The following is a 25318-nucleotide window of genomic DNA, read 5'->3' as shown; positions in this document are numbered from 1 at the left end:
AAATTTTTAATTTAATTAAGTTAAAAATAATTGCGCAATTATTCATTTATATTGCTCTAAGTTATTTTTTAATGTTGTTAAGAGTTAATTAATTCTAAAAATTTTAGACATATTTAACAAATGTCTATTAATTGAATTCACGATATATTCGAAGGAATTAATACATTTAAATTGATATTTAATTGAATTAGCTAAAACACTTATGAAACTCATCCTTCCGTCTTTATTTCAAATCTTCTGCACTTTAACTCCTACTAAGACATATTCGCAGATTACAGCTTCATTTTACACCAATAGTTCAAACTCAAAATTTGCTATCGGTTATAATATCAATGAGAGGTTTTGGACAGATCTTAGAATTTATTCAGGTACTTCTATTGGTAATATCACCCCTGAAATTGTGATCAATCATAATTTTGTGACTAAGACAAGTTATGAGGTTTACTTGGGTGCTGGTGCCATCTTAAATAACATTAATGGCGTTGTTATTCCAATTGGTATTGGCATTAAACCCTTTGAAAACCTGAAAGACCTATCTTTTAATATCGAGTTTAATCCCATTTATGAATTTGATCTCGATGACTTATTTGTGAGGGGGTTTTTAGGAATACGTTATAAACTAAATTAATTTTAGTTTGAAAAAATCTGCAAACAACTTCAACAAGTATAAAAAATGAAATCTATAGCTGTGTTTAATTTCCCATTTCAACAAAAAGCTCCCTACACGTTTTTATATTAACTTACCCACTCATAACATTTTATAAAACCTGTTTTAAATCATAATTAATCCACTATTTTAAACACATTTTCATTTAAGCTAAGACAACATTTATAAACCCTTACTCCTATGGCATTTTTAAAAGTAAAACACGTATTAGTCCTGCTCCTTATTGTAGGATATTCCTGTGAAAAGGCTCCAGAAAAAGAAAAAACTCCAAACGAGGACCTCAACGCTTGGTTTGAAGAAAAATACGAAGAGTCTCTTCAGAAAAGTCCATTAAGGCTAACGTCTCTAGGGATAAAGGATAAATATGATCAGATTGATGATTTAAGCCTCGACGCTCAAATCGAAAATGCAAGGTGGATGCAGAAAAGTGTTGACGAACTCAAGAAAAATTTCGAGTATCAATCTCTGAATGAGCAGGACCAAATGTCTTATGATATTTGGCTTTACCAAAATGAACTTCTTCAAGAAGGCCTAGAGTATCAAGATTTAGAGTACGTCTTCGACCAAATGACAGGACTACATACACGACTTCCTAGTATGCTTATCAACTTTCATAAAGTAGATAGCTTAGAAGATATGCAAGCTTATGTTAATAGAATTCAAGGTGTAGGAAGAGCAATCAACCAACTGGTCGATAGAGCAAAATCTCAAGCTTCCAAAGATATTCTTCCACCCAGGTTTGCTCTAAAAACTGTTTTAAAGCAGAGCAAAGCTATTGTTACAGGGCAGCCTTTTCAAGACTCAGAAGTTAACTCCCCTTTATATGATGATATGCTAAGGAAAACCGATAGTCTTTTAGCTCAAAATAAAATAGATGATCAACAGGCTAAGGAGTTAAGGACAGCTTCAAGAGAAATGCTGCTTAAAGTATTTCAACCTGCCTATAACAATCTCATCGCTTGGACAGAAAACGAGATCCCAAATGCTTTAGAAACCCCTACCGGAGTGAGTCGGCATCCCAACGGAAAAGCTTTTTATGACTATAAACTTAAAACATCTACCACAACCTCACTTACAGCAGATGAAATCCATAACATAGGCCTGGAGGAGGTAGAGAGAATCCAAAAGGAAATGCTTAACATCAAAAACGAAGTTGGTTTTGAAGGTGACTTACAAGAGTTCTTTAAGTTTGTAAATGAGGATGACCAGTTTTATTTTCCAAACACAGACGAAGGCCGTCAAGCCTATCTTGATGAGGCTAAACAATATATCGATGAACTCACCAAAAAGCTACCAGATTATTTTGGTATTTTACCAAAAGCCAGTTTACAAGTAAAACGCGTAGAAGCTTTTAGAGAGCAAGATGGTGCCCCACAACATTACAACGCGGGAACTCCAGACGGATCCAGATCTGGCACTTATTATGTTCACCTTTCGGACATGACGTCTATGCCTAAAACCACGATGGAAGGCGTAGCCTATCACGAAGGAAATCCAGGTCATCATATGCAAATCTCCATTGCGCAAGAACTAGAAACCGTTCCAACCTTTAGAACACAATTGGGCTACAATGCTTACGTAGAAGGCTGGGCTTTATATTCTGAAAAACTTGCTAAAGAGATGGGAGGATATGAAAACCCCTATTACGATTTTGGACGACTAGTCAATGAAATTTGGAGAGCGATAAGGTTGGTTGTGGATACTGGCCTGCATTCCAAAGGTTGGAAAGAAGCCGAGGCCATTCAATATTTTAAAGATAATTCTTCCATCTCAGATAATGCCATAAAAGCGGAAGTACAACGCTATATGGTGATGCCAGGGCAAGCTACAGGCTATAAAATCGGCATGCTAAAAATTCAAGAGTTAAGACAACGGGCAGAAACTCAACTTGGCGACCAATTCGATATCCGCCAATTCCATGATATCATCTTAGGAAGTGGAGCTTTACCTTTAGAACTTTTAGAACGACACGTGGACTCTTGGATTGAAGAAACTAAACAAGCAGCATAATTGAGGTCAAGATTTTCTAGGTACTTAAATTTTAGGATAGATTTAAAATAAAGCTAGCAGTAAACTCTTAATTTGTAGAAAATCTTAAAAAAAGTATCATGAAAATTCAATCATATTTATCATTTAAAGGTCAATGTCAAGAAGCTTTAAATTACTATCAATCGCTTTTTGGTGGTGAAATCATCAATAGACAAACCTATGAAGATCAAAAAATTGATATTCCAGAAAATTATAGAAACAAACTACAGCATGCTGAATTGAAAGGCAGTGGTTTTCATATTATGGGATACGACGCCTCACCAGACACTCCTATTACAGTTGGTACCAACATCCAGATGAGTATCGATATGGAAGATGACAAAAAGGCGAAAGCACTATTTGAAAAGCTATCTCAAACTGGAAAAATCCACACCAACTTTCAAAAAACCAGTTGGGGAGCTTATTACGGTAGAGTTTCTGATCAATATGGTATCCATTGGATGATTAATTCTAAATAACAGAAACGTTTTTTTAAAACAGAGCGGTCTCAAATCCAATTAAAGTGTTATGCTAAATGTTCCTGAGTGTATCAAACAGTCAGATTAATTTCAAGGTCTATTAAATGATTAATAATATGTCATTTAATAAACCTTGAAATTCCCTAAGATTAAGGAGAATACGATAACTTAAATTTTGAGACTACTTTTTATACCACAATATTCGCTTTTCGTTTCAATTTAATGACTGTCACTTCTGGCCAGATCCCAACTCTACCTGGGTAAGCTAAGAAGCCAAACCCACGATTGACGTTGATAAAACGCTTGGCATTTTTATATAATCCAGCCCATTGCTCGTACCTATATTGAGCAGGACTCCACTTGATCCAACCTGGAATTTCAATCCCAAATTGCATTCCATGGGTATGGCCACTCAATGTAAGTTGAACGTCTTTATCATGGTGTTTAATGACTTCATCCCAATGAGAAGGATCATGGCTCATCAAAATTTTAAAGTCGGAAGCCTCTACCCCATCAGCTGCTTTTTCAAAATCTCCTGCTTTTTTAAAACCTCCTTTCCCCCAATTTTCAACGCCAATCAAGTGCAATTTACTATCCCCTCTTACCAGCTCTCTACGTTCGTTTCTTAGCAAATCCCAACCCAATTCAGAATGGACATTCACAAGATCTTCAAAATTTTGTTGCTTTTCAGTTTGACTCTCAAAATTATAATAATCTCCATAATCGTGGTTTCCCAATATAGAAAAGATACCATCTTTCGCTTTCAATTGACTAAAAAGAGGGGTCCAAGGCGTCATTTCATCCGCTAAATTATTAACCAAGTCGCCAGTAAATAAAATCACATCCGACTCTTGTTCATTTACTAGGTTAATCGCATATTCAATTTTTTCCGTATTATCAAAACTTCCGCTGTGGATATCACTCAGTTGGGTAATGGTATAGCCGTCAAAAGCTTCAGGAAGATTATCAAATTCTAGCTCGTAGGCCAACACTTTATAATTATACTTTCCCTTATACATCCCATACAATAGTGAAAGGAAGGGGATAGCTCCAAGTCCAAGAGCAATAGTGCTTATAAATTTTCGTCGAGAAGGCAGATTCTCTGTAGATGTCGTAAATAATTTACGGTAAGCATAAACGAGTAAACGAATAATATCTTCACCAAACATCCAGAACACCACACTCAACTTCAGTAAAAGTAAACTTAAGAAAATGCCACCCATATAAGCTCGAAAGCCGGTAAGTGACCCATTCGGGGTTGGCTCATAGAAGGAATAAATCAAAAACCCCAGAACAACAGCGGTAATGCCCACATAAATCCCTAGGACCCACCAAAATTTAAACAGGGTTTTAAAGGCTTGAAAGGCATAGACCTCAATGGCAAGAAGGATAACAATAGGGATAATCCACCGCATCTTTTTTTTGCAAATATAGTTTTAGCGGTTCTTCTAGTCTCCTATTTAAACAAAGTTTTAGAGGCGTTTATTCTGAATTTAATCCTGCAAGGTTAATTATTCAGAAGACCACTGTCACATTCTCTTAAATTAATGCGGATGTCGGTTGTCGTGTTCCACTGAAGGATTTGTTGAAACTTTAAATTTGACGTTGTCACTTAGAGACTAATAAAAAAAGGGGTTTATAAGTTTAAAAACGTGACGATAACAGCATATGAAAAATGTCAGTTCGAGTGGTTTCAATGAATTTTTGCTTAAAAAAATCCATTGAAATTGTATCGAGAACGCTTCATATAACAAGAAACATCTCGAAACATCCTAACGAAAAAGTCGGAATACTCAATGAGACAAAACAACTTAGTGTTAGCTTTTTTATAGGTTTAAAAACCTGACGATAATAGCATATCAAAAATGTCAGTTCGAGTGGTTTCAATGAATTTTTGCTTAAAAAAATCCATTGAAATTGTATCGAGAACGCTTCATATAACAAGAAACATCTCGAAACATCCCAACGAAAAAGTCGGAATACTCAATGAGACAAAACAACTTAGTGATAGCTTTTTATAAGTTTAAAACCTGACGATAATAGCAACTTAGAAATGTCAGTTCGAGTGGTTTCAATGAATTTTTGCTTAAAAAAATCATTGAAATTGTATCGAGAACGCTTCATATAACAAGAAACATCTCGATACAATAGAGCTAAAAAGTATCTAGTTATTGTCGTTTCAAGTTTTTTTCTGGACTGAATAGGAAAGAAAAAAGTATCGAGAAACAGCTTTAAACGTAAATTCAAAAACCTTCAACGAAAAACAAGAATGCTCAGTCGAGATGTTAATTTAAGTCCTCAAGATATCAGCGCTACCAGCCCTAATTTTATAAACTCTTTTCAGAAATAACATTATAAAACTAGTGCTTCTATTTATCTTTTTAATGCAATTAGAAATATAGAAGCAGGGCCAACAAATCTTAGTAACGAAGACAAAAGCCCATCATTTGTCGAGGGGACAGGTCCCCGACAGCTAAATAAGGAATAAGGTTAAAACAAACACCAAGTTCAATTTTGGCTAAGCCATAATTTCAACTAAATTTACATTAAATAAAAATTCACTTTATGGCTTCCAAAAAACGACTTTTCCTTGTTGATGCATATGCGATGATTTTCCGCGGGTATTATGCCCTCATCAAAAACCCAAGAATCAACTCCAAAGGACAGGATACTTCGGCCATTATGGGATTTATGAATTCCCTTTTTGACGTCATAAAGCGAGAAAACCCAGATCATTTGGCAGTTTGCTTCGATAAAGACGGAAGCAAAGAGCGAAAAGAAATGTACGAAGACTACAAAGCCAATAGAGACGAAACCCCAACCGTCATTAAAGACTCTATTCCCATTATACAGGATATTCTCCACGCTATGGAAATTCCTGTCGTAGAAATCTCGGGTATGGAAGCCGATGATATAATTGGAACACTCGCTAAACAGGCAGAAAAGCAAGACTATGAAGTCCATATGGTCACTCCAGATAAAGATTTTGCTCAACTGGTTACCGAAAATATATTTATGCAACGCCCGGCAAGAATGGGCAACGGAGTTGAAAAATGGGGCATCCCCGAAGTTCAGAAAAGATTTGGGGTAGAACGTCCAGAGCAAGTCATCGATTTTCTTGGTATGATGGGAGATGCTGCGGATAATATCCCAGGATTACCTGGAGTGGGTGAAAAGACCGCTAAGAAATTTCTACAGCAATTTGGTTCCATGGAAGCACTCCTGGAAAACACAGATCAGCTGAAGGGAAAAATGAAAGAGAAAATAGAGGACAATGCCGAGCTAGGGCGTTTATCCAAAAAACTGGCTACCATCATTACCGACTGTGACGTCACTTTCGACGAGACCAAATATGAAGTTTCTCCTCCAAATGTTGAAAAAGTCTTAGACATCTTTAAAGAGTTAGAATTTAGAAGATTGACAGACCAGTTTGTAAAAATGTACAACAAAGGGGAAGCGGCCACGCTAGATACCTCACAAAACGCATCAAGTTCTACTCAAACTGCTGGAGCTGGACAATTTTCACTTTTTGGTAACGATACCGATGCATCCAATATTGATCCTAGCAATTTTGATGGTTATAAAACTTTAAAAACTACCGACCACCATTATCAGTATATCAAAGGAGATCTCTCCTTAAAGCTCTTTATAGAAAAACTAATGAGGCAAAACTCGGTGTGTTTTGATACAGAAACTACCAGTTTAAAAACTCTAGATGCCGAATTAGTGGGAATTGCTTTTTCTTGGGAGAACCATAGAGGCTATTATGTGGCCTTTCCGGAGGATCAAAACGAGGCACAAGAATTAGCAGAAAAATTGAGACCCTTTTTTGAGTCAACAGAAATCGAAAAGATAGGTCAAAACTTAAAGTACGATATCAAGGTATTGGCCAATTATAAGCTTAAAGTAAAAGGACCCTTGTTTGATACGATGCTCGCGCATTATATCATCAACCCAGATATGCGGCACAATATGAATATCTTGGCAGAAACTTACCTCAACTACTCTCCACAACCTATTGAAGATCTCATCGGTAAAAAAGGGAAAAGCCAAAAGACTATGCGGACGGTAGATTTGGAAGACCAGACCCAATATGCTGTAGAAGATGCCGACATTACCTTCCAACTCAAAACTTACTTTGAAAAGGAATTAAAAGAAGCCTCCAACGAGCCTTTATTTAAAGATATGGAGATTCCCTTATTACGGGTCTTGGCAGCTATGGAAATTGAAGGGATCAACCTCGATAAATCAGCTTTAGAAAACATTTCGGAAAAGCTAGATGAAGATATTTTACGCTTGGAGAAATCTGTATATGTAGAAGCAGATGAAGAATTTAATATAGGATCCCCAAAACAATTGGGTGAGATTCTATTTGGCAAATTGGAACTTGCCAAAAAACCTAAAAAAACCAAATCTGGTCAATACTCTACTGCAGAAGAGGTCTTGTCTAATTATGCAAAAGATCATAAAATAGTGCGAGAGGTCTTAGAATGGAGACAACTCTCTAAGCTCAAAAGCACCTATGTAGATGCTTTACCAAAACAAATTCACCCAAGAACCAAACGCGTCCATACCGAGTTTATGCAAACTGTAGCGGCAACTGGTCGTTTGAGTTCCAATAATCCTAACCTTCAAAATATCCCCATCCGTACTGAACGTGGACGAGAGGTGAGAAAAGCCTTTGTCCCCAAAGATGAAAATTATGTATTACTCGCTGCCGATTATTCCCAAATAGAACTTAGAATTATAGCGGCCTTGAGTCAGGAAGAAACGATGATGAACGCTTTTAAAAATGGAGAAGATATTCACGCCTCAACTGCGGCAAGAGTATTTGGTGTGGATATAGATGAAGTGACCAGAGCGCAGAGAAGCAATGCTAAAACTGTCAACTTTGGAATTATATATGGAGTGTCTGCTTTTGGATTGAGCAATCAAACTGACTTAACTAGAAGCGAATCTAAGGAGCTGATAGAGACTTACTATAAAACCTATCCCAAGTTGAGAGACTATATGGATGAGCAAGTGGAATTCGCAAAGGAACATGGTTATGTCAAAACAGTGATGGGCAGACGGCGATACCTCAAAGACATCAATGCTAGAAACCATGTAGTGCGCAGTGCAGCAGAACGCAACGCGGTAAATGCCCCAGTCCAAGGAAGCGCAGCAGACATTATAAAGGTCGCGATGATAAACATTTATGAAGCTTTAGAAGAACAGAATTTCAAATCCAAAATGCTTCTACAAGTTCATGATGAATTGATTTTTGATGCTCACAAAGACGAAATCGATGCCTTAAGATCCCTGGTGAAAGACAAAATGGAAAACGCCTTTAAACTGGATGTCCCTCTGGACGTTGAAATGGGTACAGGACAAAATTGGCTGGAAGCGCATTAAATTAAAATACCCCGAGGCCTAGCCATCGGGGTATCTGAATTCTATCTTAATTGATCATATTTTGTCAACCTGAACCTTCCTGTAAGACTCCTCAGGCAGGCAGGCTTGTTTCAGGTTCTCAATTCAATTTTAGATAAAGAAAAATTAGATTCTGAAACCATCCGACTTGTTATAAAAGTCGAACTTGTCCAGAATGACAAAATATATAGATTTTAGGGCGATACCTACCCCACAATATTAACAATCTTACCAGGCACGATAATCACTTTTTTAGGAGTGCGCCCGTCCAGTTGTTTTTGTGTACGCTCATCGGCCATTACTATTTTTTCGATCTCATCTTTGCTTAAATCCAAAGACAAGTCTAGTGTAAACCTCATCTTTCCATTAAAAGAAATAGGGTATGTTTTGGAGTCTTCTTTCAAGTAGTGTTCTTCAAAAACAGGATAATCCACTTCAGCAATACTAGTGGCGTTGCCCAAAAGTTCCCATAACTCTTCAGCGATATGAGGAGCATATGGTGAAATCAATACGGTTAGAGGTTCTAAGACGTCTCTTGAGTTGCATTTTTGCTGGGTGAGTTCATTCACACAAATCATAAAGGTTGATACCGATGTATTAAAGCTAAACTCTTCGATATCTTGAGTGACTTTCTTGATGGTCTTATGCAGAGTTTTTAAGGACTCCTTCGAAGCAGGTTCATCGGAAACGACAAAATTCTGGCCTTCCTCTTGGGGGGATTTAGAGATGGAATACAATTTCCAAAGTTTTTTTAAGAAATTATGTACCCCAGACAATCCAGCAGTACTCCAAGGCTTGGCTTGTTCTAGTGGTCCTAAAAACATTTCGTAAAGTCTCAAACTGTCGGCTCCAAAGTCTTCACAGATATCATCTGGATTAACCACATTGAATTTAGATTTCGACATTTTTTCGACTTCCCTACTCACTAAAAGTTTCCCCGATTCATTATAAATCACTTCTGCATCTTTAAATTCTTTTCCAAAAGGAGATGTTTTAAAACCTTCTGGATTCAATTCGTTTGAAGTATTGACTAAAGAAACATCAACACGTCTCTTTACATTGGTTAAGCCCATATAACCAATCTGCCCATTTTTATCACTATGTTTTTTATTTTCAACATCACAAATCTCTTGTGCTTTTTGTGTGATTTTTTCTATTTCATTTAAAATATAGTCTGATTCTATATATTCTCTTTTTTTGATATTTAAATCACCTAAATCATTACTAAAAAGAACCTTTAATGCCTCAGGTTGCTCTTTCAAATTATTGTCATTCCCTTTATCATCGACTGTAAAAACAATAGTAAAAGTATTTACAAATGCACTCTCCCCCAAGATCATGCCTTGGTTAATCAATTTTTTAAAGGGTTCATCAACCGGAAGGACTCCTTTATCGTTGAGGAATTTGGTCCAGAATCTAGAGTATAACAAGTGTCCAGTGGCGTGCTCGCTCCCACCAATATACAAGTCAACGTTATTCCAATAATCTAAATTCTCTTTGGAAGCGATATGTTGATCGCGGTTTTCGGTTTCCATATAGCGGAACAAGTACCAAGAACTACCTGCCCATCCAGGCATGGTGTTCAATTCCAATGGAAATACTGTTTTATGGTCTATCTTGGCGTTTGAAACCACTTGATGCTGCTCGGCATCCCAAGCCCACTCTTGTGCTCTTCCCAAAGGTGGAGCCCCATCTTCTGTAGGAAGGTACTTTTCAACCTCAGGTAATTCTAAAGGCAAGTATTTGCTCTCTATCATTTTCGGTAAGCCATTGATATAATAAACCGGAAATGGCTCTCCCCAATACCGCTGTCTAGAAAAGACGGCATCTCTTAGTCTATAATTTATCTTTTTAGCCCCTTGACCCATTTCAGCCAGAGCTTCAATCGCTTTGGGGATCGCTTCCAAAACGCCTAAACCATTCAGGAAGTCGGAGTTGGCAATTTTGGTCGCATTAGATTTATCGACATAAGCTTCTTTAGAAATATCGATGCCTTCAAACACGTTGGGAATAGGAATTCCAAAATGTTGAGCAAAGTCATGATCCCTTTGGTCACCACAAGGGACGGCCATAACAGCACCTGTGCCATAACTCGCTAATACATAATCTCCAATCCAAATTGGAAGAGGTTCTTTAGTAAGAGGATGCTCGGCATAAGCCCCTGTAAAAACACCAGAAATGGTTTTAACATCTGCCATACGTTCTCTCTCGCTTCGCTTTGCTGAAGCTTTTACATAAGCGTCTACTTCTTCTTTTTGCTCAGGAGTAGTAATTTTCGACACCAAATCATGCTCAGGAGCTAAGGTGATAAAAGAGACGCCATAAATGGTATCTGGTCGAGTGGTGAAGGCTGAAATCCTCTCCCCTTTCCCCTCTCCCAAGGAGAGGGGTTTCTCATTCCTCTTCGCGTAAGAATCAGATTTTTTATTGAAACTCAATTCGTTCGTCTCAAATTGCTTCGCAATTTTGCTGTACTTAGGTAATTGGTCGAGTTTGGTATTGATTTGTTCTAAAACCTCATCTAGGTTTCCAATGACTTCTTCGTTTTTAAATCGAATAACTTCAAAGCCTTTTTTATTTAGAAATTGTGTTCGTTCCTCATCATAGGCTTTGGTTTCATTATGATATCCACCATCGACTTCAACGACCAAAGATTTTGATAAACAGACAAAGTCTGCAATATAATCTCCGATTAAATGTTGCTGTCTAAACTTATATCCCGATAACTTTTTACCTCGAAGTTGTATCCAAAGTGTTTTTTCAGCCTCAGTTGGTTGATTTCTATTTTCTTTTGCTTTTTCAATAAGGGTGTGAGCATTATTTCCACCTGTAATGTAGCCTGGCTTAGTGTTCTCTTCCCCTTTGGGGAAGGACAGGATGGGGAATTCTAGCTGTGCTCCCACCGATTTTCCAATCCAGTTGCGTTGGGTTTCTTTAAGACTTTCGCTCCAGTCTAAATCTTCAAGTCCACTAAGTAGCCGATCTGCAAACGCAGAAATACGCATACTCCACTGCTTCATCTTTTTTCTGGACACAGGATGTCCTCCACGTTCTGAAACCCCGTTCACAATTTCATCATTGGCCAAGACCGTTCCTAGGGCTGGACACCAATTAACTTCTGTTTCGGCAAGATAAGTTAAACGGTAATTGAGTAGCAGTTCTTCTTTTTGGTCATCGGTAAAACCTGACCATTCTAAAGCAGAAAATGAAGTTGTGTTTTCATTTGCCACTGCGTCCACGTTTGTATTTCCTTCTTTTTCGAAAATGTGGACTAATTCTGGTATGGACTTGGATTTTTGAGCTTTGGCATCATACCAGCTTTCAAAGAGTTGAATAAAAATCCACTGTGTCCATTTATAATAATCCGGATTACTGGTGCGGACTTCCCGACTCCAATCGAAAGAAAATCCGATTTTATCGAGTTGTTTACGATACCCTTTAATTATATTGTCTTGATAATTCTCTTCATCAACAAGCGTTTCCTTAGATTTATCGATAAGAGCTGAATTCTTAATCTTGCCATTATCTTCTACATATTTTTCTAATATTTTCCCTTTATTATCTAAACACCCTTCAATATTGATTTCAGTTGTTGATGATGGATGTTGACCAGTTTGGATGGCATACTGCTCTGCAGGTAGCCCAAAAGAATCATAGCCTTGTGGGTGCAACACATTAAACCCCTTATGTCTTTTGTAGCGGGCATAAATGTCGCTGGCAATATACCCTAATGGATGGCCAACATGAAGTCCTGCTCCAGACGGATAAGGAAACATATCCAACACGTAAAATGGAGGTTTAGGATCTCCCTCAAACTCCTGGGGTTGTTTCGCTTTAAAGGTTTGGTCTTTCGCCCAACGCTTTTGCCATTTGGTTTCTATTGCTTTAAAATCGTATGCCATAATAAGTTACTTATTTCGAAGTGGCAAAACTAATATATATGGCTTTAACTCCTCACCGAGATTGGAATTAAAACTCAAAAGTTGAAGCGTGAGTTGATTTTTAGAAGACTTAAAATCTATAGCCGATGTAGAAGTCGCCTGTAGCTAGGAATTCATTGGGGTTATTTCCTAAGAGATTTCTTCCTACACCCAATTTGAGTTGAAATACGAATCCACTTGAATTTATCCATTTAGAACCAACAGCAAATCCAGGGGCTACATCAAAAAATGTATCGTCTTCTACAACTCCATTTCCTTGTTGATTAACGTAAAAGTCGTCTTCCTCTCCGATGTGAAAATATGAAAATACCTCAACGAAGAAGCCACGACCTTTAAATTCTGGATTATTACCAAAGTAAAAACGGTAGTATGGGTTAAGTCCAAATTTTTCATAATCAATGGAATTTTCAAAATTTGCAAGAAGGGAAACCCCATAACCAGAAGTCTGGGAATTGATATACTCGTAGCTCACATCTAAAAATCCACCAGCAAGAAACTTGATAGCACCCAGTCTAAGTTCATGGATTTTTTCATAATTATTTTTGGTAATTGAATCTACTTTTACAGAGCTTTCACTGTTTTGAGAAAAAGAAATTGTGAAGGATAATACGAATGCGAGAATGATAAATGATTTCATTGTTATTTAAATTAGTTAGTTGTTGCTAAAATAGTCCAAATTTACATTCAGTGCTTTTTAATTTTAAAGTTTGATATTAAGCTTTTTTGCGCTCTCGATAGGAGAGGAAACCCCGCAAAGGCTAGGCGCTATAGGTCGAGCGCATAGCGCTTGACCAAAGGAAAAGCCGCTATAAGCTCAAGACCTAAAGCAAAGCCTGCGGAGTTGAAACGAATAGCGGGATAAAGCGCCCATAAAATTAATCTGAGGGATAGCCGTTATCATCTTATAGTTTTATATTTTTACCAAAATTTATTGAGTGGCTTCTTCCTTTGAAAAATACCAAAAACGACGATTAATTACCTCCTACTTTTCGGTGGTGATTAGTATTGCTTTAGTTTTATTTTTGGTGGGTTTGCTGGCGCTTTTGGTCTTGAATACCAAAAAAGTAGCAGATAATTTCAAGGAGCAAATCGCCTTAACGGTCTACTTAAAAGACACCGCCAAGGAGGTTGAAATTGACCAAATGCAGAAGTCTTTGGCCTTGGCAGAATATACTAAAACCATCGAGTTCGTCTCCAAAGAAGAGGCAGCAAAAGCCTATAGCGAGGAGATTGGAGAAGATTTCATGGAGTTTCTGGGGTATAACCCTTTACAAAATTCTATCGATGTTTATTTTAATGCAGATTATGTTTCCGAAACGCAGATTGCAGAGATTTCTAGAGGTTTAGGGGATAAAGAATTTGTAGACGAAATTGTTTATGATAAGCCGCTCATTGCTCTGTTGAATGATAACATTAAGCGATTGAGTTTCTGGATTTTAATAGTGAGTGGTTTACTCACCTTTATTGCTGTTCTATTAATCAACAGTTCTATACGTTTATCGGTTTATGCTAAGCGATTTACTATTAAAACCATGCAAATGGTGGGAGCTACAAAGCACTTTATTCGACGACCGTTTATCTTGAGGAGTATAAAACTAGGTTTAATAGGGTCTACTATTTCGTTAATAGGAATGGGAGTCGTGTTGTATTATCTGAATAAAAGTTTTCCTGAGTTAAACCTAATTAGTGATGAAATTCTGCTGGCTGCGATTTTTGTTGGCGTTTTAATTATGGGGATCTTAATTTCTTGGTTAAGTACCTTTTTTGCGACTCAGCGATTTTTAAATTTAAAAACTGACGAATTGTACTATTAATATGGGAGAGAGCAAACGTAAGAAAGAGGCTAAAGAAAGTGAAAAATTCATTTTCGAAAAAGAGAATTATAAATTCATGATTATTGGATTAGCAGTGATTGCTATTGGGTTTATCCTGATGGCTGGCGGTGGTAGTGATGACCCCAATGTGTTTAATCCAGAAATTTTTAGCTGGAGACGAATTCGCCTTGCCCCTACTGTAGTCCTTATTGGCTTTGCTATCGAGGTATACGCTATTCTACTCAAGCCAAAGTCTGCTAAATAATGGATGTATGGGATGCGAGTATCCTTGGTATTATCCAAGGACTAACAGAATTTTTACCTGTATCGTCTAGTGGCCATTTGGAGTTAGGCAAAGCGATTCTAGGGAATGATAGTCTCCCAAAAGAATCTTTACTGCTTACCGTAATTCTTCATTTTGCAACGGCATTGAGCACTATCGTCATTTTCAGAAAAGATATTGTTGAGATCTTCAAAGGTCTATTTTCGTTCCAATGGAATGAGGAAACTCGCTTTTCTTTAAAGATTATCATCTCGATGATTCCTGCCGCCCTTGTTGGTTATTTTTTTGAATCTCAAATGGAAATGCTCTTTGGTGAAAACATAATTTTGGTAGGATTTATGCTCATCGTGACCTCCTTGCTACTTTGGCTAACCGATAAATCCAAGGCTATTCTAAAACCAGTTTCCTATACAAATTCCTTTGTGATTGGTGTGGCACAAGCTATTGCCATTTTACCTGGAATCTCGAGAAGTGGGGCGACTATTGCTACTTCTGTCCTTCTTGGGAATGAAAAGTCCAAGGCGGCAAGATTTTCTTTTTTAATGGTAGTTCCCCTTATCTTTGGAAAGATTTTGAAAGACATAACTAGTGGCGATATTTCTATAGCCGACGCCAATATGGTGAGCTATGGGGTAGGATTTGTAGCAGCTTTTATTTCTGGATTATTGGCCTGCACCTGGATGATTTCGATCGTGAAACGCAGTAAATTGAGATACTTTGCCATTTACTGTTTTGTAGTTGGTGTTGGTTCAATTATTTTTACTCAAATGAATGGATAATTTGACTTTAGACGGAATTAAAGACGGACAGGTTTTGCTTTTCGACAAACCTTTGCATTGGACCTCTTTCCAAGTGGTGAATAAAGTGAGATGGCTGATTAAGCAAAAATTTGAGCTTAAAAAAATAAAAGTCGGACATGCTGGAACCTTGGATCCCTTGGCCACAGGCTTAGTAATTTTGTGTACGGGTAAGGCTACAAAAACCATCGAATCTTTGATGGGGCAAACCAAAATTTATACTGGCGAATTTACCCTAGGCGGTACGACTCCTTCCTACGATATGGAGACAGAAGTGGATAAGACTTTTGAAACCTCTCATATCACCGCTGATCTTATCCAAAACACCTTGCCTCAATTTAGAGGAGACATCATGCAACGCCCCCCTATTTTTTCAGCCTTAAAAAAAGAGGGTAAACGCTTATATGAATACGCCAGAAAAGGAGAAAGCGTCGATATCCCAAAACGTCAAGTTCATATTGATAGCTTCGACATTACTCAAAACAACTTCCCTAAACTCAACTTTGAAGTCCAATGCAGCAAAGGCACTTACATTCGTAGTTTGGCCTATGACTTTGGTAAAGCTTTAAATTCTGGAGCTTATCTCTCTGAATTACGTCGAACTCAAATTGGAGATTATAAAGTTACAGAAGCCCTAAGCATTGAAGATTTTGAAGAACTCCTAAAAGACTAATTTGATTGTTTCAGGCAATTCACAAGATCCTCTGCAATAGCTTTCCCTTTGTCTTGGTTGTACAATTTCTGAAGAGTAACTTTAAATTCGTCTCTCAATTTTCCAAATTCGGCTTTTTCTTTAGCCACCAAATCGGTAGCCTCCTTTGTTCTTGGTCCCCAAGTAAATAAAAGGTCATTCTCTTCCGTATTAAAAGAAAGCAGCTTCGGTATAGACTTACCGCCATTGGTCAAAAACTGGCTCATAAGTTCATCATTTTCGTCTCTTAAAATCAGCTTGAAGGTGATGAGCGGATTTATATCTGCTATTTTATTCATTATTGGGATAACGGGAGCTGCATCTCCACACCAGCCTTCTGTAATGACTAACCAGGTTTGCTTTTTAGTAACCTTCTGGATAGTTTCAATTTGCTCTGCTGTTAATTTTGAGGTTTTTTCCCAACGGTTCATTCGGCTAAAGCCTAATTTAGAATACTTAAGATAGGTTTCATTTTGAGTGAATCCTGTAGACTTATTCTCTTTTAATAAATCACCTACAAGTTTTTTATATTCTGAATAAGTAAGCGTTTTATCTAAGTGTTTTTTTATACTTTCAAGTTGAATTTGTTCTGACATATATGTTTTTTTAAACAGTAGAAATACTTTAAAATTATTACAATAACAAAGGTAAATTTTTACAATGACAAAGGTAAGGTGTGAGTGGTGTATAGGTCAAGATATTTATGAAAAGTATCATGATGAAGAGTGGGGAGATCCTGTTTATGAAGATCAACACTTGTATGAATTGCTTTTACTGGAAAGTTTTCAAGCTGGCTTAAATTGGTTGACTATTTTAAAAAAGCGAGAGCAGTTCCGAGAGGCCTTTGATGAATTTGATTATCACAAAATTTCTAAGTACACCCAAAAGGACGTTTCCAGGTTACTCAACAATGAAGAGATTGTGAGACATCGAGGTAAAATTGAAGCTAGTATTACCAATGCTAAGGGATTTATTAAGATTCAAGAGGAATACGACTCGTTTTCAAAATACATTTGGGGGTATGTGAGTAAAGAACCTATTTTAAATTCATTTTCAAAATTAAACCAAGTTCCCTCGCAAACTGAAATGAGTCAAAACATCTCGGGAGACTTAAGAAAACGAGGATTTAAGTTTTTAGGACCCACTACTATATATGCATTTATGCAAGCTTCTGGAATGGTTAATGATCACTTAACCTATTGTTTTAAGCATAAAAAAAGTGTCTAATTTACATTAGACACTTTGTATAATTAAAATTTATGTTCTAGTTACTTACCACTTGGCTTCCTTCTTCAACAAAGGTTTTCACTTGTACGATTCTATTTTCATTATAATCTACGATTGAAAGTTTGCCATCATTCCAAAACATCCATTGTCCAACTTTATTACCGTTTTCATAATTTGCTTTGGCAAGATTATTTCCTTCTCTATCGAAAGATTCCCACTCACCATGGAGTTTATCATTTTTGATATATCCTACTTGATGTAATTCTCCACTTTCATAGAACATAGTTACTTTCTGTAAATCTCCAACTTTTTCTGTCTTCACCAGGTTTTTATCAGTTTGAGCAAAAAGTGTAAAACTCATTAAAAAAACCATTACAAGGGTGCTAAATGCTTTCATATCTCTTTTTATTTAAAATCTAATATACATATAATTTACATTTAAAACACATTTGGTTAACATTAATTTTACAAAGCCTCTTAAATAAGCTGTGCATAGGGCGATTCAATATGAAAATAAATCAAGTTTCTAGTCTTTAAGTAAGCCTAAAAATTTCCGTAACATCCTCTTCATTAAGACCGTTAACTTGTTATTTTTGCAAATCCTGTCATAAACCACAAAACATGTATAGAGATCACAATAACAGCGAGTTAAACATAAAGTCCTTAAATAAAAAAGTTATTTTATCTGGCTGGGTACAAAAGATAAGAGATAAAGGATTTATCATTTGGGTAGACTTGAGAGACCGATATGGCCTTACTCAATTGGTTTTTGATACTGATCGTACATCTAAAGACATCATGGAAAAAGCTAGAGAATTAGGCCGTGAGTTTGTGATACAGGTAGAAGGAACTGTTATAGAAAGGGAGTCTAAAAATAAATCCATCCCTACTGGAGATATTGAAGTGTTAGTCGAAAAACTCATTATTCTGAATATTTCTGAAACCCCTCCATTCACAATTGAAGATGAAACTGATGGTGGAGAGGATTTGAGAATGAAATATCGCTATCTAGATATCCGAAGAAACCCCGTAAAGAATAAGCTTATCTTCAGAAGTAAAGTCTCGATGGCTGTGAGAAATTACTTGTCACAAAAAGATTTCATTGAGGTTGAAACTCCATACCTCATCAAATCGACCCCAGAAGGCGCAAGGGATTTTGTGGTCCCTAGCCGGATGAATGCTGGACAGTTTTATGCCCTACCCCAGTCTCCCCAAACCTTCAAACAACTCCTTATGGTCGGAGGATTGGATAAGTATTTTCAAATTGTAAAGTGTTTCCGGGATGAGGATTTACGCGCAGACCGACAGCCAGAATTTACACAAATCGACTGCGAAATGACTTTTGTTGAGCAGGAAGATATTCTCAATACGTTTGAAGGGCTAACTAAGCATTTACTTAAGGAAATAAAAGGTGTAGAGATCAAGGATTTTCCTCGTATGACTTACGATGAAGCCATGCAAACCTACGGCAATGATAAGCCAGACATCAGGTTTGGGATGAAGTTTGGCGAGCTTAACGGTGTTGCTCAACATAAAGACTTTAAGGTCTTTAATGACGCTGAACTCGTCGTGGGTATTGCTATTCCAGGAGCTGCAAGCTATTCCAGAAAAGACATCGACAAGCTCATCGAGTGGATGAAGCGCCCACAAGTTGGTGCAAAAGGAATGGTTTACGTCAAATACAATGAGGATGGGAGTTTAAAATCCTCTGTCGATAAGTTTTATGATACATCTGATTTAAAAGCCTGGGCAGAAAAAACAGGAGCTCAACCTGGAGATCTTATCTGCGTTCTTTCTGGTAAAGCTAATGCGACCCGTGGACAACTAAGCGCATTACGAATGGAAATGGGTAAGCGATTGGGTCTAAGAAAACCCAATGAATTTGCGCCATTATGGGTTGTCGATTTTCCTTTGTTAGAATGGGACGAAGATACGCAGCGCTTTCATGCTATGCACCACCCGTTCACCTCTCCAAAAGAAGGACAACTGGAACTGCTAGCCACAGACCCTGGAGCAGTAAAGGCTAACGCCTATGATCTGGTTTTAAATGGAAATGAGATTGGTGGAGGGTCCATAAGAATTCACGATCAAAAAACACAATCCATGATGTTTGATTATCTTGGGTTTACTAAAGAAGAAGCAGAAGCTCAGTTTGGGTTTTTGATGAAAGCCTTTACTTACGGGGCACCCCCTCACGGTGGTATTGCCTTTGGCTTGGACAGACTAGTAGCGATTCTTGGAGGACAGGAAAGCATTAGAGACTTTATAGCTTTTCCCAAAAACAATTCTGGAAGGGATATTATGATTGATGCACCGGCTCCTATTGATGAAAAACAGCTCAAAGAACTAGACTTAAAGCTAAGAAGCTAGTTGTGTGATTAGTCAAAGTTGAACTAAGGTATAGATCACTTCTACTGGAGACACTAAGGGTGTAGCTTTATCTCTAAGTCATTGATAATTAGTTTTAAATGATTTGTGTTATTAGAAAATTATAATAATTTTAATGAAAGGCATTTTTAGATTTATTTTTTAAAATAGTCGATAATTAAGAACGTTTCGAAAGCTTTGAAATAAATTTATACGACGCTAATGTTTTATCATCAAAGGACTTCTAAGTTCAAAATATAGATATGTTTAAGAGGAAGTTTAACTTAAAAGAAAAAGGAACTCAAGTCACTTCATGGCTTAGTTCTTTTTTGTCTAAACAGAGACTGCTTATTCTTGTAAGCAGTGCTGTGGGACTACTTTCTGGTCTTGTTGCTGTTCTTATCAAACACCTCACCTTTTCAATACAAACCTTGTTAGGCGGCGGCTACATTTCCAACTACCATAATGCATATTATTTTATTTTTCCGCTCTTTGGATTAATCATTGTTTATTTATTTTCAAAATTTATTCTCAAAAAAGACATAGGACAAGGGATTTCGACAACCTTATATTCTATATCAAGGCGTAAAGGCTTTATGAGGCGATTTCAGAATTACGCTTCTATTATTACGGCGCCTATTACTCTTGGATTTGGTGGATCTGCCGGGCTTGAAGCACCAACCGTAGTTTCTAGTGCAGCCTTAAGCACTAGCCTCTCAAAATACCTTAGTCTTACTCAAACCTCAAGAACCTTACTCATTGGTTGTGCCGCCGCAGGTGCCATGTCCTCTATTTTTCAAGCGCCTATAGCTGGTATTATTTTCGCCATCGAGATTTTTAGTTTGGATCTAACCTTAGCCTCTATGATTCCTCTTCTAGTAGCTTCTGTCTCCTCTATTCTTACTTCTTATTTTTTCTTTGGTACTGATATCATTCTTCATACACAACTAGAAAATGCTTTTGAAGTAAGTGAGGTTCCCTTTTATATTGCCTTGGGGATTTTTACAGCCATTTCCTCTATCATTTTTACTAAAGTATATATCTATACCTTTAAAACTTTTAATACTATAAAATATAAATTCAATAGAATAGTGATTGGTGGAGTTATTTTGAGTGGTATCTTATTTTTTGTTCCTCAAGTTTATGGTGAAGGCTATGAAACTGTAAACGAACTCCTTGCAGGTGACCACGCTTTTTTGGCATCAAATAGATTCTTTCAAGACTTGAACGTAACTTGGATGGTTATTCTTTTTTTGTTGGTTTTGGTAATTTTCAAAATGATTGCCACCTCAGTAACAATTGCAGCAGGAGGAATTGGAGGCATTTTTGCACCAGTTTTATTTATAGGTAGTATGATTGGTCATTCTTACGCCTTAATTATTAATGCTCTAAGTATAACTAAAACACCGTTGTCTGTAAGTCAATTTACTTTGGTAGGAATGGCCGGCTTGATGGCAGGAGTTATGCATGCCCCACTGACCGCTATATTTTTAATTGCTGAAATTACAAGTGGCTATAGCTTATTTATTCCTCTTATGATTACCGCTGCTATTTCGTATGTGATCACTAGTCAATTTCAACCAAATTCTGTCTATACCATGGAACTGGCTGAACGTGGGGATTTAGTTACCCACAACAAAGACCAAGCAGTATTAACCCTAATGGATATCCAACAAGTTGTGGAGGATAATTTTGAAGTCTTAAACGATGAAATGAATCTTGGGCAAATAGTGAGTGAAGGTGTAGTGAAATCCAAACGAAATATCTTTCCTGTTGTAGATAAGGATTACATATTTCAAGGGATCATCCTTTTGGATGACATACGAACCATCATGTTTGATAAAACTCTTTACGAAGAAGTGAAGGTAAGTGACCTTATGCAAAACGCTCCAGATATCATAGATTTGAATGAATGCAAAATGAGAGATATTATGAAAAAATTTCAAGATACAGGAGCATGGAATCTCCCCGTGGTGAGGGATAAGAAATACGTTGGATTTATTTCAAAATCTAAGTTGCTAACGGCCTACCGACAAAAATTAATAGAAGTTACAGTCTAATACATTACTATGAGAGCACTTATCAAATTGGTTTTTCTTTTAATCCTAGCCGGATTCTTACTTGGGTCCTACTTCAAACTCTATGAAAGTGAAATTGTAGGTGAACGGATTATAGGAATAAGTGTACTCGCTAGCGCTTTTATATTGATGCCTCTCTTCCTGGCACACCGGTGGAAAGGGAAACGTCTACAAGATTACACGTTAACTAAGGAAAACATGGATAGGATTACTAAACTTTCAGATAAATCTAAAGAAGATAATAGAAAGGATAAATCCAATGAATAAACAGACCTATAATTTGTTGAAAATGACTTAATTAAAGTGAAAAATAATTCAATTTAAAACACATGAAAGATAAATTTTAATTACTTTTGTGTTATATTATTAATTATTATTTATTATTATGCAAGGTAAAGTAAAATTTTTCAATGAGTCTAAAGGTTATGGATTCATTACAAACGACGAAACAGGAGAAGATATTTTTGTACACGTCACAGGACTTAACGGTGAATCTCTTAATGAAGGAGACGAAGTTGAGTACGCAGAAGAAGAAGGAAAAAAAGGAATGAACGCTACAGATGTACGTTTGATCTAATCATATAGCATTTTTTTTTCAAAACCTTAAAACGCCACTCTTTCGAGTGGCGTTTTTTTTGTAGAGGTGTTTAAAAACAGTATTTACTGCTTTATGACTTTAAAGCTCAAAGCCTCTTGCTGTTTGTTTTTGATAGTTACAAAATATACACCTGAAACTAAGCCCTCCAGATCGATGTTTTCTTTTAGATTAAGAAAAGACTTAACCAATCTGCCTTCCATACTATACACTTGGGCTTGGTCAAGTTCAATTTGATTGGGGTTATTAAAATTGAGTGTGTTACTAACTGGATTAGGATAAACAGAAATTGAATTTAAACTTTCAAAATCATCTATATTTAAGTTACAAGTTGATGAGAAATTATAAGTTCTTGGTCCACCATCTAAAATAGTCCAAGTATTGTAAGGAAAACTACCGGAACTCGCCGCTGCAGGGTCGTTAACACCAACACAAACATTCCAATCATTTTCAGATCTAGGAAACCCTTCAAAAAAAAGCTCTAGTGTAACATTTTCATAATCATATTCAGGATTATTCAAAAAAATAGATTTTATATCAACATTACTCAAATCGATATATTCTAAATTTTCAAGATTGCTTATATCTAAACTTTCTATGTTTATATCTGCAGCATCTGCAGAATCATTCGTTATGTAGATTTCTTTTAGATTTATATTTTCATTTAAAAAATTCGATTTAGTCTCATCACCAAAAAAATTAATTGAAACCCGATCAGTAAGCTTAAAAATTTCAAGCTGAGTAAAATCTTCAATACCAGTGAATTCGTCTATAGAATAAGTTGCATTTAATTCACTAAAATTCAGTTCGATAATATTTTCAATATCCGCAGTCAAAACCTGCCCATTGATAACTCCATCAGTATCTATAGCTAGATCGATCAAGGCTTGTTCAAAGTTTTCATCAGGTACGGAGGTAACCTGAGCAAATGAGAGATGAGAACTTAGAAAAAATAAAATAATAAGAGTGGAGAGTTGTTTCATAATATAAAGATTTGATTTAAAGTTAGTTAAAATTACTATACCAACAAAAAAACTCCTTTAAGTTAATAAAGGAGTAAATTCTATAATAAAAAGATGTGTTATTCTACAACTTCTGCATCTTCAGTATTGTCGATCAAAACTTGACCTCTGTAGTACATTTTACCTTCATGCCAGTGTGCTCTGTGAAACAAATGCGCTTCACCAGTGGTAGTATCTGTAGCGATTTGTGGCATCTTAGCCTTAATGTGTGTTCTTCTCTTATCTCTTCTTGTCTTCGAGATTTTTCTCTTTGGATGTGCCATTGCTCAAATGTATTATTCGTTTAGTAATTCTTTTAATTTATCCCAACGAGGATCTGTATCCTCTTCTTTAGTATTCTGTTCTGGCTGTAATTCATTTAACTTTTCAAGGATTTCCGACTCAATGCTGCCGTCTTCTACCCCAGGATGTACTCTTTTCACAGGAAGACCAAGTATAATTCCTTCGTAAATATACTGCTGGGTTTCTACTTCGTGATCGCTATGAGGTAAGATTAACAGCTCTTCATTATCATTGTTGTAATCGTCTCCAAACTTCACCACTAAGGATAAGTGATTACTTATCTGTTGATCGTAAGGCTCTAAAGTGAGATCACAATTTACATTGATGTGTCCTGAAAATTCAAACTCAAGTTCAAGCATATTCGCTTTTTTGGTGAGTTCTAAATGAACAGTAACGTCTGCATTATTAAATTCCTGAAAGTCAAAAAGCTCAAAGAACGAATTATCAATTTTATAATCAAATCTGTGCTGTCCAACTTTCAATCCTACAAAAGGTATGGCGTAAGCCTTAAACTTCCTCATACAACATCAGTTTTGAGTCTGCAAATATATTAAAATTAATAATACTCTCTAGAAATAACTAAAATGATTTTTGAGTTTGTTTTTCTAAGGGATTTTTGTTCAATTTCAAATATTCCATTCTGTTTTTAAAAATAGAAATAGACATAAAAATAGCTTGTGTAAAAGAACTTCCCTCGGCTATACCTTTTCCTGCAATATCAAAAGCTGTCCCGTGATCTGGCGATGTTCTTATTCTATTCAGGCCTGCAGTAAAGTTAACACCATTGCCAAAAGACAAGGTTTTGAAAGGGATCAAACCTTGGTCATGGTAGGCTGCGATAACCGCATCGAAATTAGCGTTGTTTTTACTTCCAAAAAAGCTATCGGCTGCATAAGGACCAAACACAAACTTACCCTCTTCTATAAATTTTTTGATGGCTGGTTTTATCACCTCATCATCTTCTTTACCAATCACTCCTCCATCACCAGAATGAGGATTAATCCCAAGCACAGCAATTTTAGGCTCACGAATATTGAAATCTTTTTTCAAGGAATCGTGAATGGCATTTACCTTTTTTTCAATAAGTTCTTCAGTTATTTTACTAGAAACATCTTTGACAGGCACGTGATCGGTAAGCAGTCCTACTTTAATAGTATCGGACACCATAAACATTAAGCTGTCGCCTTTCAATTCTTGAGCTAAGTAATCTGTATGTCCTGGAAAGTTAAATTCATCAGATTGAATGCTGTTTTTATGAATTGGAGCAGTCACCAACGTATCAATATCTTTTTTAATCAAAGCTTGAGTTGCAGCTTTTAGAGATTGAATAGCATAGCCACCAATTGTTTTATCTTCTTCTCCAAAGTTTATTTTTACATTTTCTTTCCAAACATTCACTACATTTATTTTTCCTTCAATAGCTTCACTAGCATCGGTAATGCCATTGAATTGTAGCTTTACTTTAAATTGGTTCCCAAAAAAGGACATCATCTTTGAGTTGGCAAAAATAACAGGCGTAAAAAGCTCCAAAACTCTTGGATCTTGTAGAGATTTTAATATGACCTCTGGCCCAATGCCGTTCATGTCTCCTATGCTAATTCCTACCCTTACATTTGACTTAGTTCTCATAAAATT

At 36.5% G+C, this 25318-nt stretch carries 22 protein-coding genes; 13 read left to right on the top strand and 9 right to left on the bottom strand.

Annotated features, from left to right (window positions below):
* The first annotated feature begins 202 nt into the window (after positions 1-202).
* From PGOND44_RS07605 to PGOND44_RS07595, 3 genes are all read left to right on the top strand, one after another.
* Positions 203-628 carry a hypothetical protein gene (locus PGOND44_RS07605; protein WP_003439331.1) on the top strand — a complete coding sequence of 142 codons (426 nt, stop codon included), beginning with the start codon at positions 203-205 and terminating at the stop codon, positions 626-628.
* 219 nt (positions 629-847) lie between these two features.
* On the top strand, positions 848-2677 hold the full coding sequence (locus tag PGOND44_RS07600; RefSeq protein ID WP_003439328.1) for a DUF885 domain-containing protein: 1830 nt from the start codon (positions 848-850) through the stop codon (positions 2675-2677).
* A gap of 98 nt (positions 2678-2775) precedes the next feature.
* Positions 2776-3174: a VOC family protein gene (locus PGOND44_RS07595; RefSeq protein WP_003439326.1), complete on the top strand. Its 399-nt coding sequence runs from the start codon at positions 2776-2778 to the stop codon at positions 3172-3174.
* Positions 3175-3362: 188 nt separating this feature from the next.
* Here the strand turns inward: PGOND44_RS07595 and PGOND44_RS07590 are convergent, their stop codons facing one another.
* Positions 3363-4589 carry a metallophosphoesterase gene (locus tag PGOND44_RS07590; protein ID WP_003439325.1) on the bottom strand — a complete coding sequence of 409 codons (1227 nt, stop codon included), beginning with the start codon at positions 4587-4589 and terminating at the stop codon, positions 3363-3365.
* 1150 nt (positions 4590-5739) lie between these two features.
* Between PGOND44_RS07590 and polA the strand changes: the two genes are divergently transcribed.
* Positions 5740-8568, top strand: coding sequence for a DNA polymerase I (polA, locus tag PGOND44_RS07585; protein WP_003439322.1), 2829 nt, complete (start codon positions 5740-5742; stop codon positions 8566-8568).
* 224 nt (positions 8569-8792) lie between these two features.
* Here the strand turns inward: polA and PGOND44_RS07580 are convergent, their stop codons facing one another.
* Positions 8793-12488, bottom strand: a complete 3696-nt coding sequence (locus tag PGOND44_RS07580) for a leucine--tRNA ligase (protein WP_003439320.1) — start codon at positions 12486-12488, stop codon at positions 8793-8795.
* Between the two features lie 109 nt (positions 12489-12597).
* Positions 12598-13164, bottom strand: a complete 567-nt coding sequence (locus PGOND44_RS07575; protein WP_003439318.1) for a hypothetical protein — start codon at positions 13162-13164, stop codon at positions 12598-12600.
* Between the two features lie 298 nt (positions 13165-13462).
* Here PGOND44_RS07575 and PGOND44_RS07570 point away from each other — a divergent pair, with 298 nt between their 5' ends.
* Genes PGOND44_RS07570 through truB form a run of 4 tightly spaced genes read left to right on the top strand, consistent with a single transcriptional unit; the run spans position 13463 to position 16094 of the window.
* On the top strand, positions 13463-14341 hold the full coding sequence (locus PGOND44_RS07570) for a cell division protein FtsX (protein ID WP_003439316.1): 879 nt from the start codon (positions 13463-13465) through the stop codon (positions 14339-14341).
* A 1-nt stretch (position 14342) separates the two neighbouring features.
* Positions 14343-14606 (top strand): DUF3098 domain-containing protein, encoded by a 264-nt coding sequence (locus PGOND44_RS07565; RefSeq protein ID WP_003439314.1) that lies wholly within the window; start codon positions 14343-14345, stop codon positions 14604-14606.
* Positions 14606-15403 (top strand): undecaprenyl-diphosphate phosphatase, encoded by a 798-nt coding sequence (locus PGOND44_RS07560; RefSeq protein WP_003439312.1) that lies wholly within the window; start codon positions 14606-14608, stop codon positions 15401-15403. The genes PGOND44_RS07565 and PGOND44_RS07560 overlap by 1 nt, the downstream gene beginning before the upstream one ends.
* The gene (gene truB, locus PGOND44_RS07555; protein ID WP_003439310.1) at positions 15396-16094 is read left to right on the top strand and encodes a tRNA pseudouridine(55) synthase TruB; all 699 of its coding nucleotides are present in this window, start codon (positions 15396-15398) and stop codon (positions 16092-16094) included. The genes PGOND44_RS07560 and truB overlap by 8 nt, the downstream gene beginning before the upstream one ends.
* Here truB and PGOND44_RS07550 read toward each other — a convergent pair.
* Positions 16091-16708, bottom strand: a complete 618-nt coding sequence (locus tag PGOND44_RS07550) for a thioredoxin family protein (protein WP_003439308.1) — start codon at positions 16706-16708, stop codon at positions 16091-16093. The genes truB and PGOND44_RS07550 overlap by 4 nt on opposite strands.
* A gap of 64 nt (positions 16709-16772) precedes the next feature.
* On the opposite strand from PGOND44_RS07550, the gene PGOND44_RS07545 reads away from it, so the two are divergent.
* On the top strand, positions 16773-17339 hold the full coding sequence (locus PGOND44_RS07545; RefSeq protein ID WP_003439299.1) for a DNA-3-methyladenine glycosylase I: 567 nt from the start codon (positions 16773-16775) through the stop codon (positions 17337-17339).
* Between the two features lie 37 nt (positions 17340-17376).
* On the opposite strand, the gene PGOND44_RS07540 is transcribed toward PGOND44_RS07545, so the two are convergent.
* Positions 17377-17736: a toxin-antitoxin system YwqK family antitoxin gene (locus PGOND44_RS07540; RefSeq protein WP_003439297.1), complete on the bottom strand. Its 360-nt coding sequence runs from the start codon at positions 17734-17736 to the stop codon at positions 17377-17379.
* 224 nt (positions 17737-17960) lie between these two features.
* Between PGOND44_RS07540 and aspS the strand changes: the two genes are divergently transcribed.
* The 4 genes from aspS (at position 17961) to PGOND44_RS07520 (ending at position 22361) form a co-directional block, all read left to right on the top strand.
* Entirely contained in the window at positions 17961-19709 is a 1749-nt protein-coding gene (gene aspS, locus PGOND44_RS07535; RefSeq protein WP_003439293.1) for an aspartate--tRNA ligase, read from the top strand.
* Between the two features lie 260 nt (positions 19710-19969).
* Positions 19970-21766: a chloride channel protein gene (locus PGOND44_RS07530; RefSeq protein WP_003439292.1), complete on the top strand. Its 1797-nt coding sequence runs from the start codon at positions 19970-19972 to the stop codon at positions 21764-21766.
* Positions 21767-21775: 9 nt separating this feature from the next.
* On the top strand, positions 21776-22051 hold the full coding sequence (locus tag PGOND44_RS07525; RefSeq protein ID WP_003439289.1) for a hypothetical protein: 276 nt from the start codon (positions 21776-21778) through the stop codon (positions 22049-22051).
* 118 nt (positions 22052-22169) lie between these two features.
* Entirely contained in the window at positions 22170-22361 is a 192-nt protein-coding gene (locus tag PGOND44_RS07520; protein ID WP_003439286.1) for a cold-shock protein, read from the top strand.
* A gap of 83 nt (positions 22362-22444) precedes the next feature.
* Here PGOND44_RS07520 and PGOND44_RS07515 read toward each other — a convergent pair whose 3' ends face one another.
* The 4 genes from PGOND44_RS07515 to pdxA form a co-directional block, all read right to left on the bottom strand.
* A complete protein-coding gene (locus PGOND44_RS07515; RefSeq protein ID WP_003439284.1) occupies positions 22445-23362 on the bottom strand; it encodes a T9SS type A sorting domain-containing protein in 918 nt (305 codons plus the stop codon).
* A gap of 98 nt (positions 23363-23460) precedes the next feature.
* Positions 23461-23664: a 50S ribosomal protein L32 gene (gene rpmF, locus PGOND44_RS07510; protein ID WP_003439283.1), complete on the bottom strand. Its 204-nt coding sequence runs from the start codon at positions 23662-23664 to the stop codon at positions 23461-23463.
* Between the two features lie 12 nt (positions 23665-23676).
* On the bottom strand, positions 23677-24204 hold the full coding sequence (locus PGOND44_RS07505; protein ID WP_003439279.1) for a YceD family protein: 528 nt from the start codon (positions 24202-24204) through the stop codon (positions 23677-23679).
* Between the two features lie 58 nt (positions 24205-24262).
* A complete protein-coding gene (pdxA, locus tag PGOND44_RS07500) occupies positions 24263-25312 on the bottom strand; it encodes a 4-hydroxythreonine-4-phosphate dehydrogenase PdxA (protein ID WP_003439275.1) in 1050 nt (349 codons plus the stop codon).
* Positions 25313-25318 lie beyond the last annotated feature (6 nt).

This window comes from Psychroflexus gondwanensis ACAM 44, from assembly GCF_000355905.1.
Classification (GTDB): domain Bacteria; phylum Bacteroidota; class Bacteroidia; order Flavobacteriales; family Flavobacteriaceae; genus Psychroflexus; species Psychroflexus gondwanensis.
The sequence above is the reverse complement of the archived record's forward strand: the minus strand, read 5'-3'. Positions and strand labels throughout refer to the sequence as shown.

What these genes read in the sequence shown, in the direction of transcription:
- PGOND44_RS07605 (WP_003439331.1), top strand. Translation starts at nt 203, where the DNA reads ATGAAACTCATCCTTCCGTCTTTATTTCAAATCTTCTGCACTTTAACT.
- PGOND44_RS07600 (WP_003439328.1), top strand. Translation starts at nt 848, where the DNA reads ATGGCATTTTTAAAAGTAAAACACGTATTAGTCCTGCTCCTTATTGTA.
- PGOND44_RS07595 (WP_003439326.1), top strand. Translation starts at nt 2,776, where the DNA reads ATGAAAATTCAATCATATTTATCATTTAAAGGTCAATGTCAAGAAGCT.
- PGOND44_RS07590 (WP_003439325.1), bottom strand. Translation starts at nt 4,589, where the DNA reads ATGCGGTGGATTATCCCTATTGTTATCCTTCTTGCCATTGAGGTCTAT.
- polA (WP_003439322.1), top strand. Translation starts at nt 5,740, where the DNA reads ATGGCTTCCAAAAAACGACTTTTCCTTGTTGATGCATATGCGATGATT.
- PGOND44_RS07580 (WP_003439320.1), bottom strand. Translation starts at nt 12,488, where the DNA reads ATGGCATACGATTTTAAAGCAATAGAAACCAAATGGCAAAAGCGTTGG.
- PGOND44_RS07575 (WP_003439318.1), bottom strand. Translation starts at nt 13,164, where the DNA reads ATGAAATCATTTATCATTCTCGCATTCGTATTATCCTTCACAATTTCT.
- PGOND44_RS07565 (WP_003439314.1), top strand. Translation starts at nt 14,343, where the DNA reads ATGGGAGAGAGCAAACGTAAGAAAGAGGCTAAAGAAAGTGAAAAATTC.
- PGOND44_RS07560 (WP_003439312.1), top strand. Translation starts at nt 14,606, where the DNA reads ATGGATGTATGGGATGCGAGTATCCTTGGTATTATCCAAGGACTAACA.
- truB (WP_003439310.1), top strand. Translation starts at nt 15,396, where the DNA reads ATGGATAATTTGACTTTAGACGGAATTAAAGACGGACAGGTTTTGCTT.
- PGOND44_RS07550 (WP_003439308.1), bottom strand. Translation starts at nt 16,708, where the DNA reads ATGTCAGAACAAATTCAACTTGAAAGTATAAAAAAACACTTAGATAAA.
- PGOND44_RS07545 (WP_003439299.1), top strand. Translation starts at nt 16,773, where the DNA reads ATGACAAAGGTAAGGTGTGAGTGGTGTATAGGTCAAGATATTTATGAA.
- PGOND44_RS07540 (WP_003439297.1), bottom strand. Translation starts at nt 17,736, where the DNA reads ATGAAAGCATTTAGCACCCTTGTAATGGTTTTTTTAATGAGTTTTACA.
- aspS (WP_003439293.1), top strand. Translation starts at nt 17,961, where the DNA reads ATGTATAGAGATCACAATAACAGCGAGTTAAACATAAAGTCCTTAAAT.
- PGOND44_RS07530 (WP_003439292.1), top strand. Translation starts at nt 19,970, where the DNA reads ATGTTTAAGAGGAAGTTTAACTTAAAAGAAAAAGGAACTCAAGTCACT.
- PGOND44_RS07525 (WP_003439289.1), top strand. Translation starts at nt 21,776, where the DNA reads ATGAGAGCACTTATCAAATTGGTTTTTCTTTTAATCCTAGCCGGATTC.
- PGOND44_RS07520 (WP_003439286.1), top strand. Translation starts at nt 22,170, where the DNA reads ATGCAAGGTAAAGTAAAATTTTTCAATGAGTCTAAAGGTTATGGATTC.
- PGOND44_RS07515 (WP_003439284.1), bottom strand. Translation starts at nt 23,362, where the DNA reads ATGAAACAACTCTCCACTCTTATTATTTTATTTTTTCTAAGTTCTCAT.
- rpmF (WP_003439283.1), bottom strand. Translation starts at nt 23,664, where the DNA reads ATGGCACATCCAAAGAGAAAAATCTCGAAGACAAGAAGAGATAAGAGA.
- PGOND44_RS07505 (WP_003439279.1), bottom strand. Translation starts at nt 24,204, where the DNA reads ATGAGGAAGTTTAAGGCTTACGCCATACCTTTTGTAGGATTGAAAGTT.
- pdxA (WP_003439275.1), bottom strand. Translation starts at nt 25,312, where the DNA reads ATGAGAACTAAGTCAAATGTAAGGGTAGGAATTAGCATAGGAGACATG.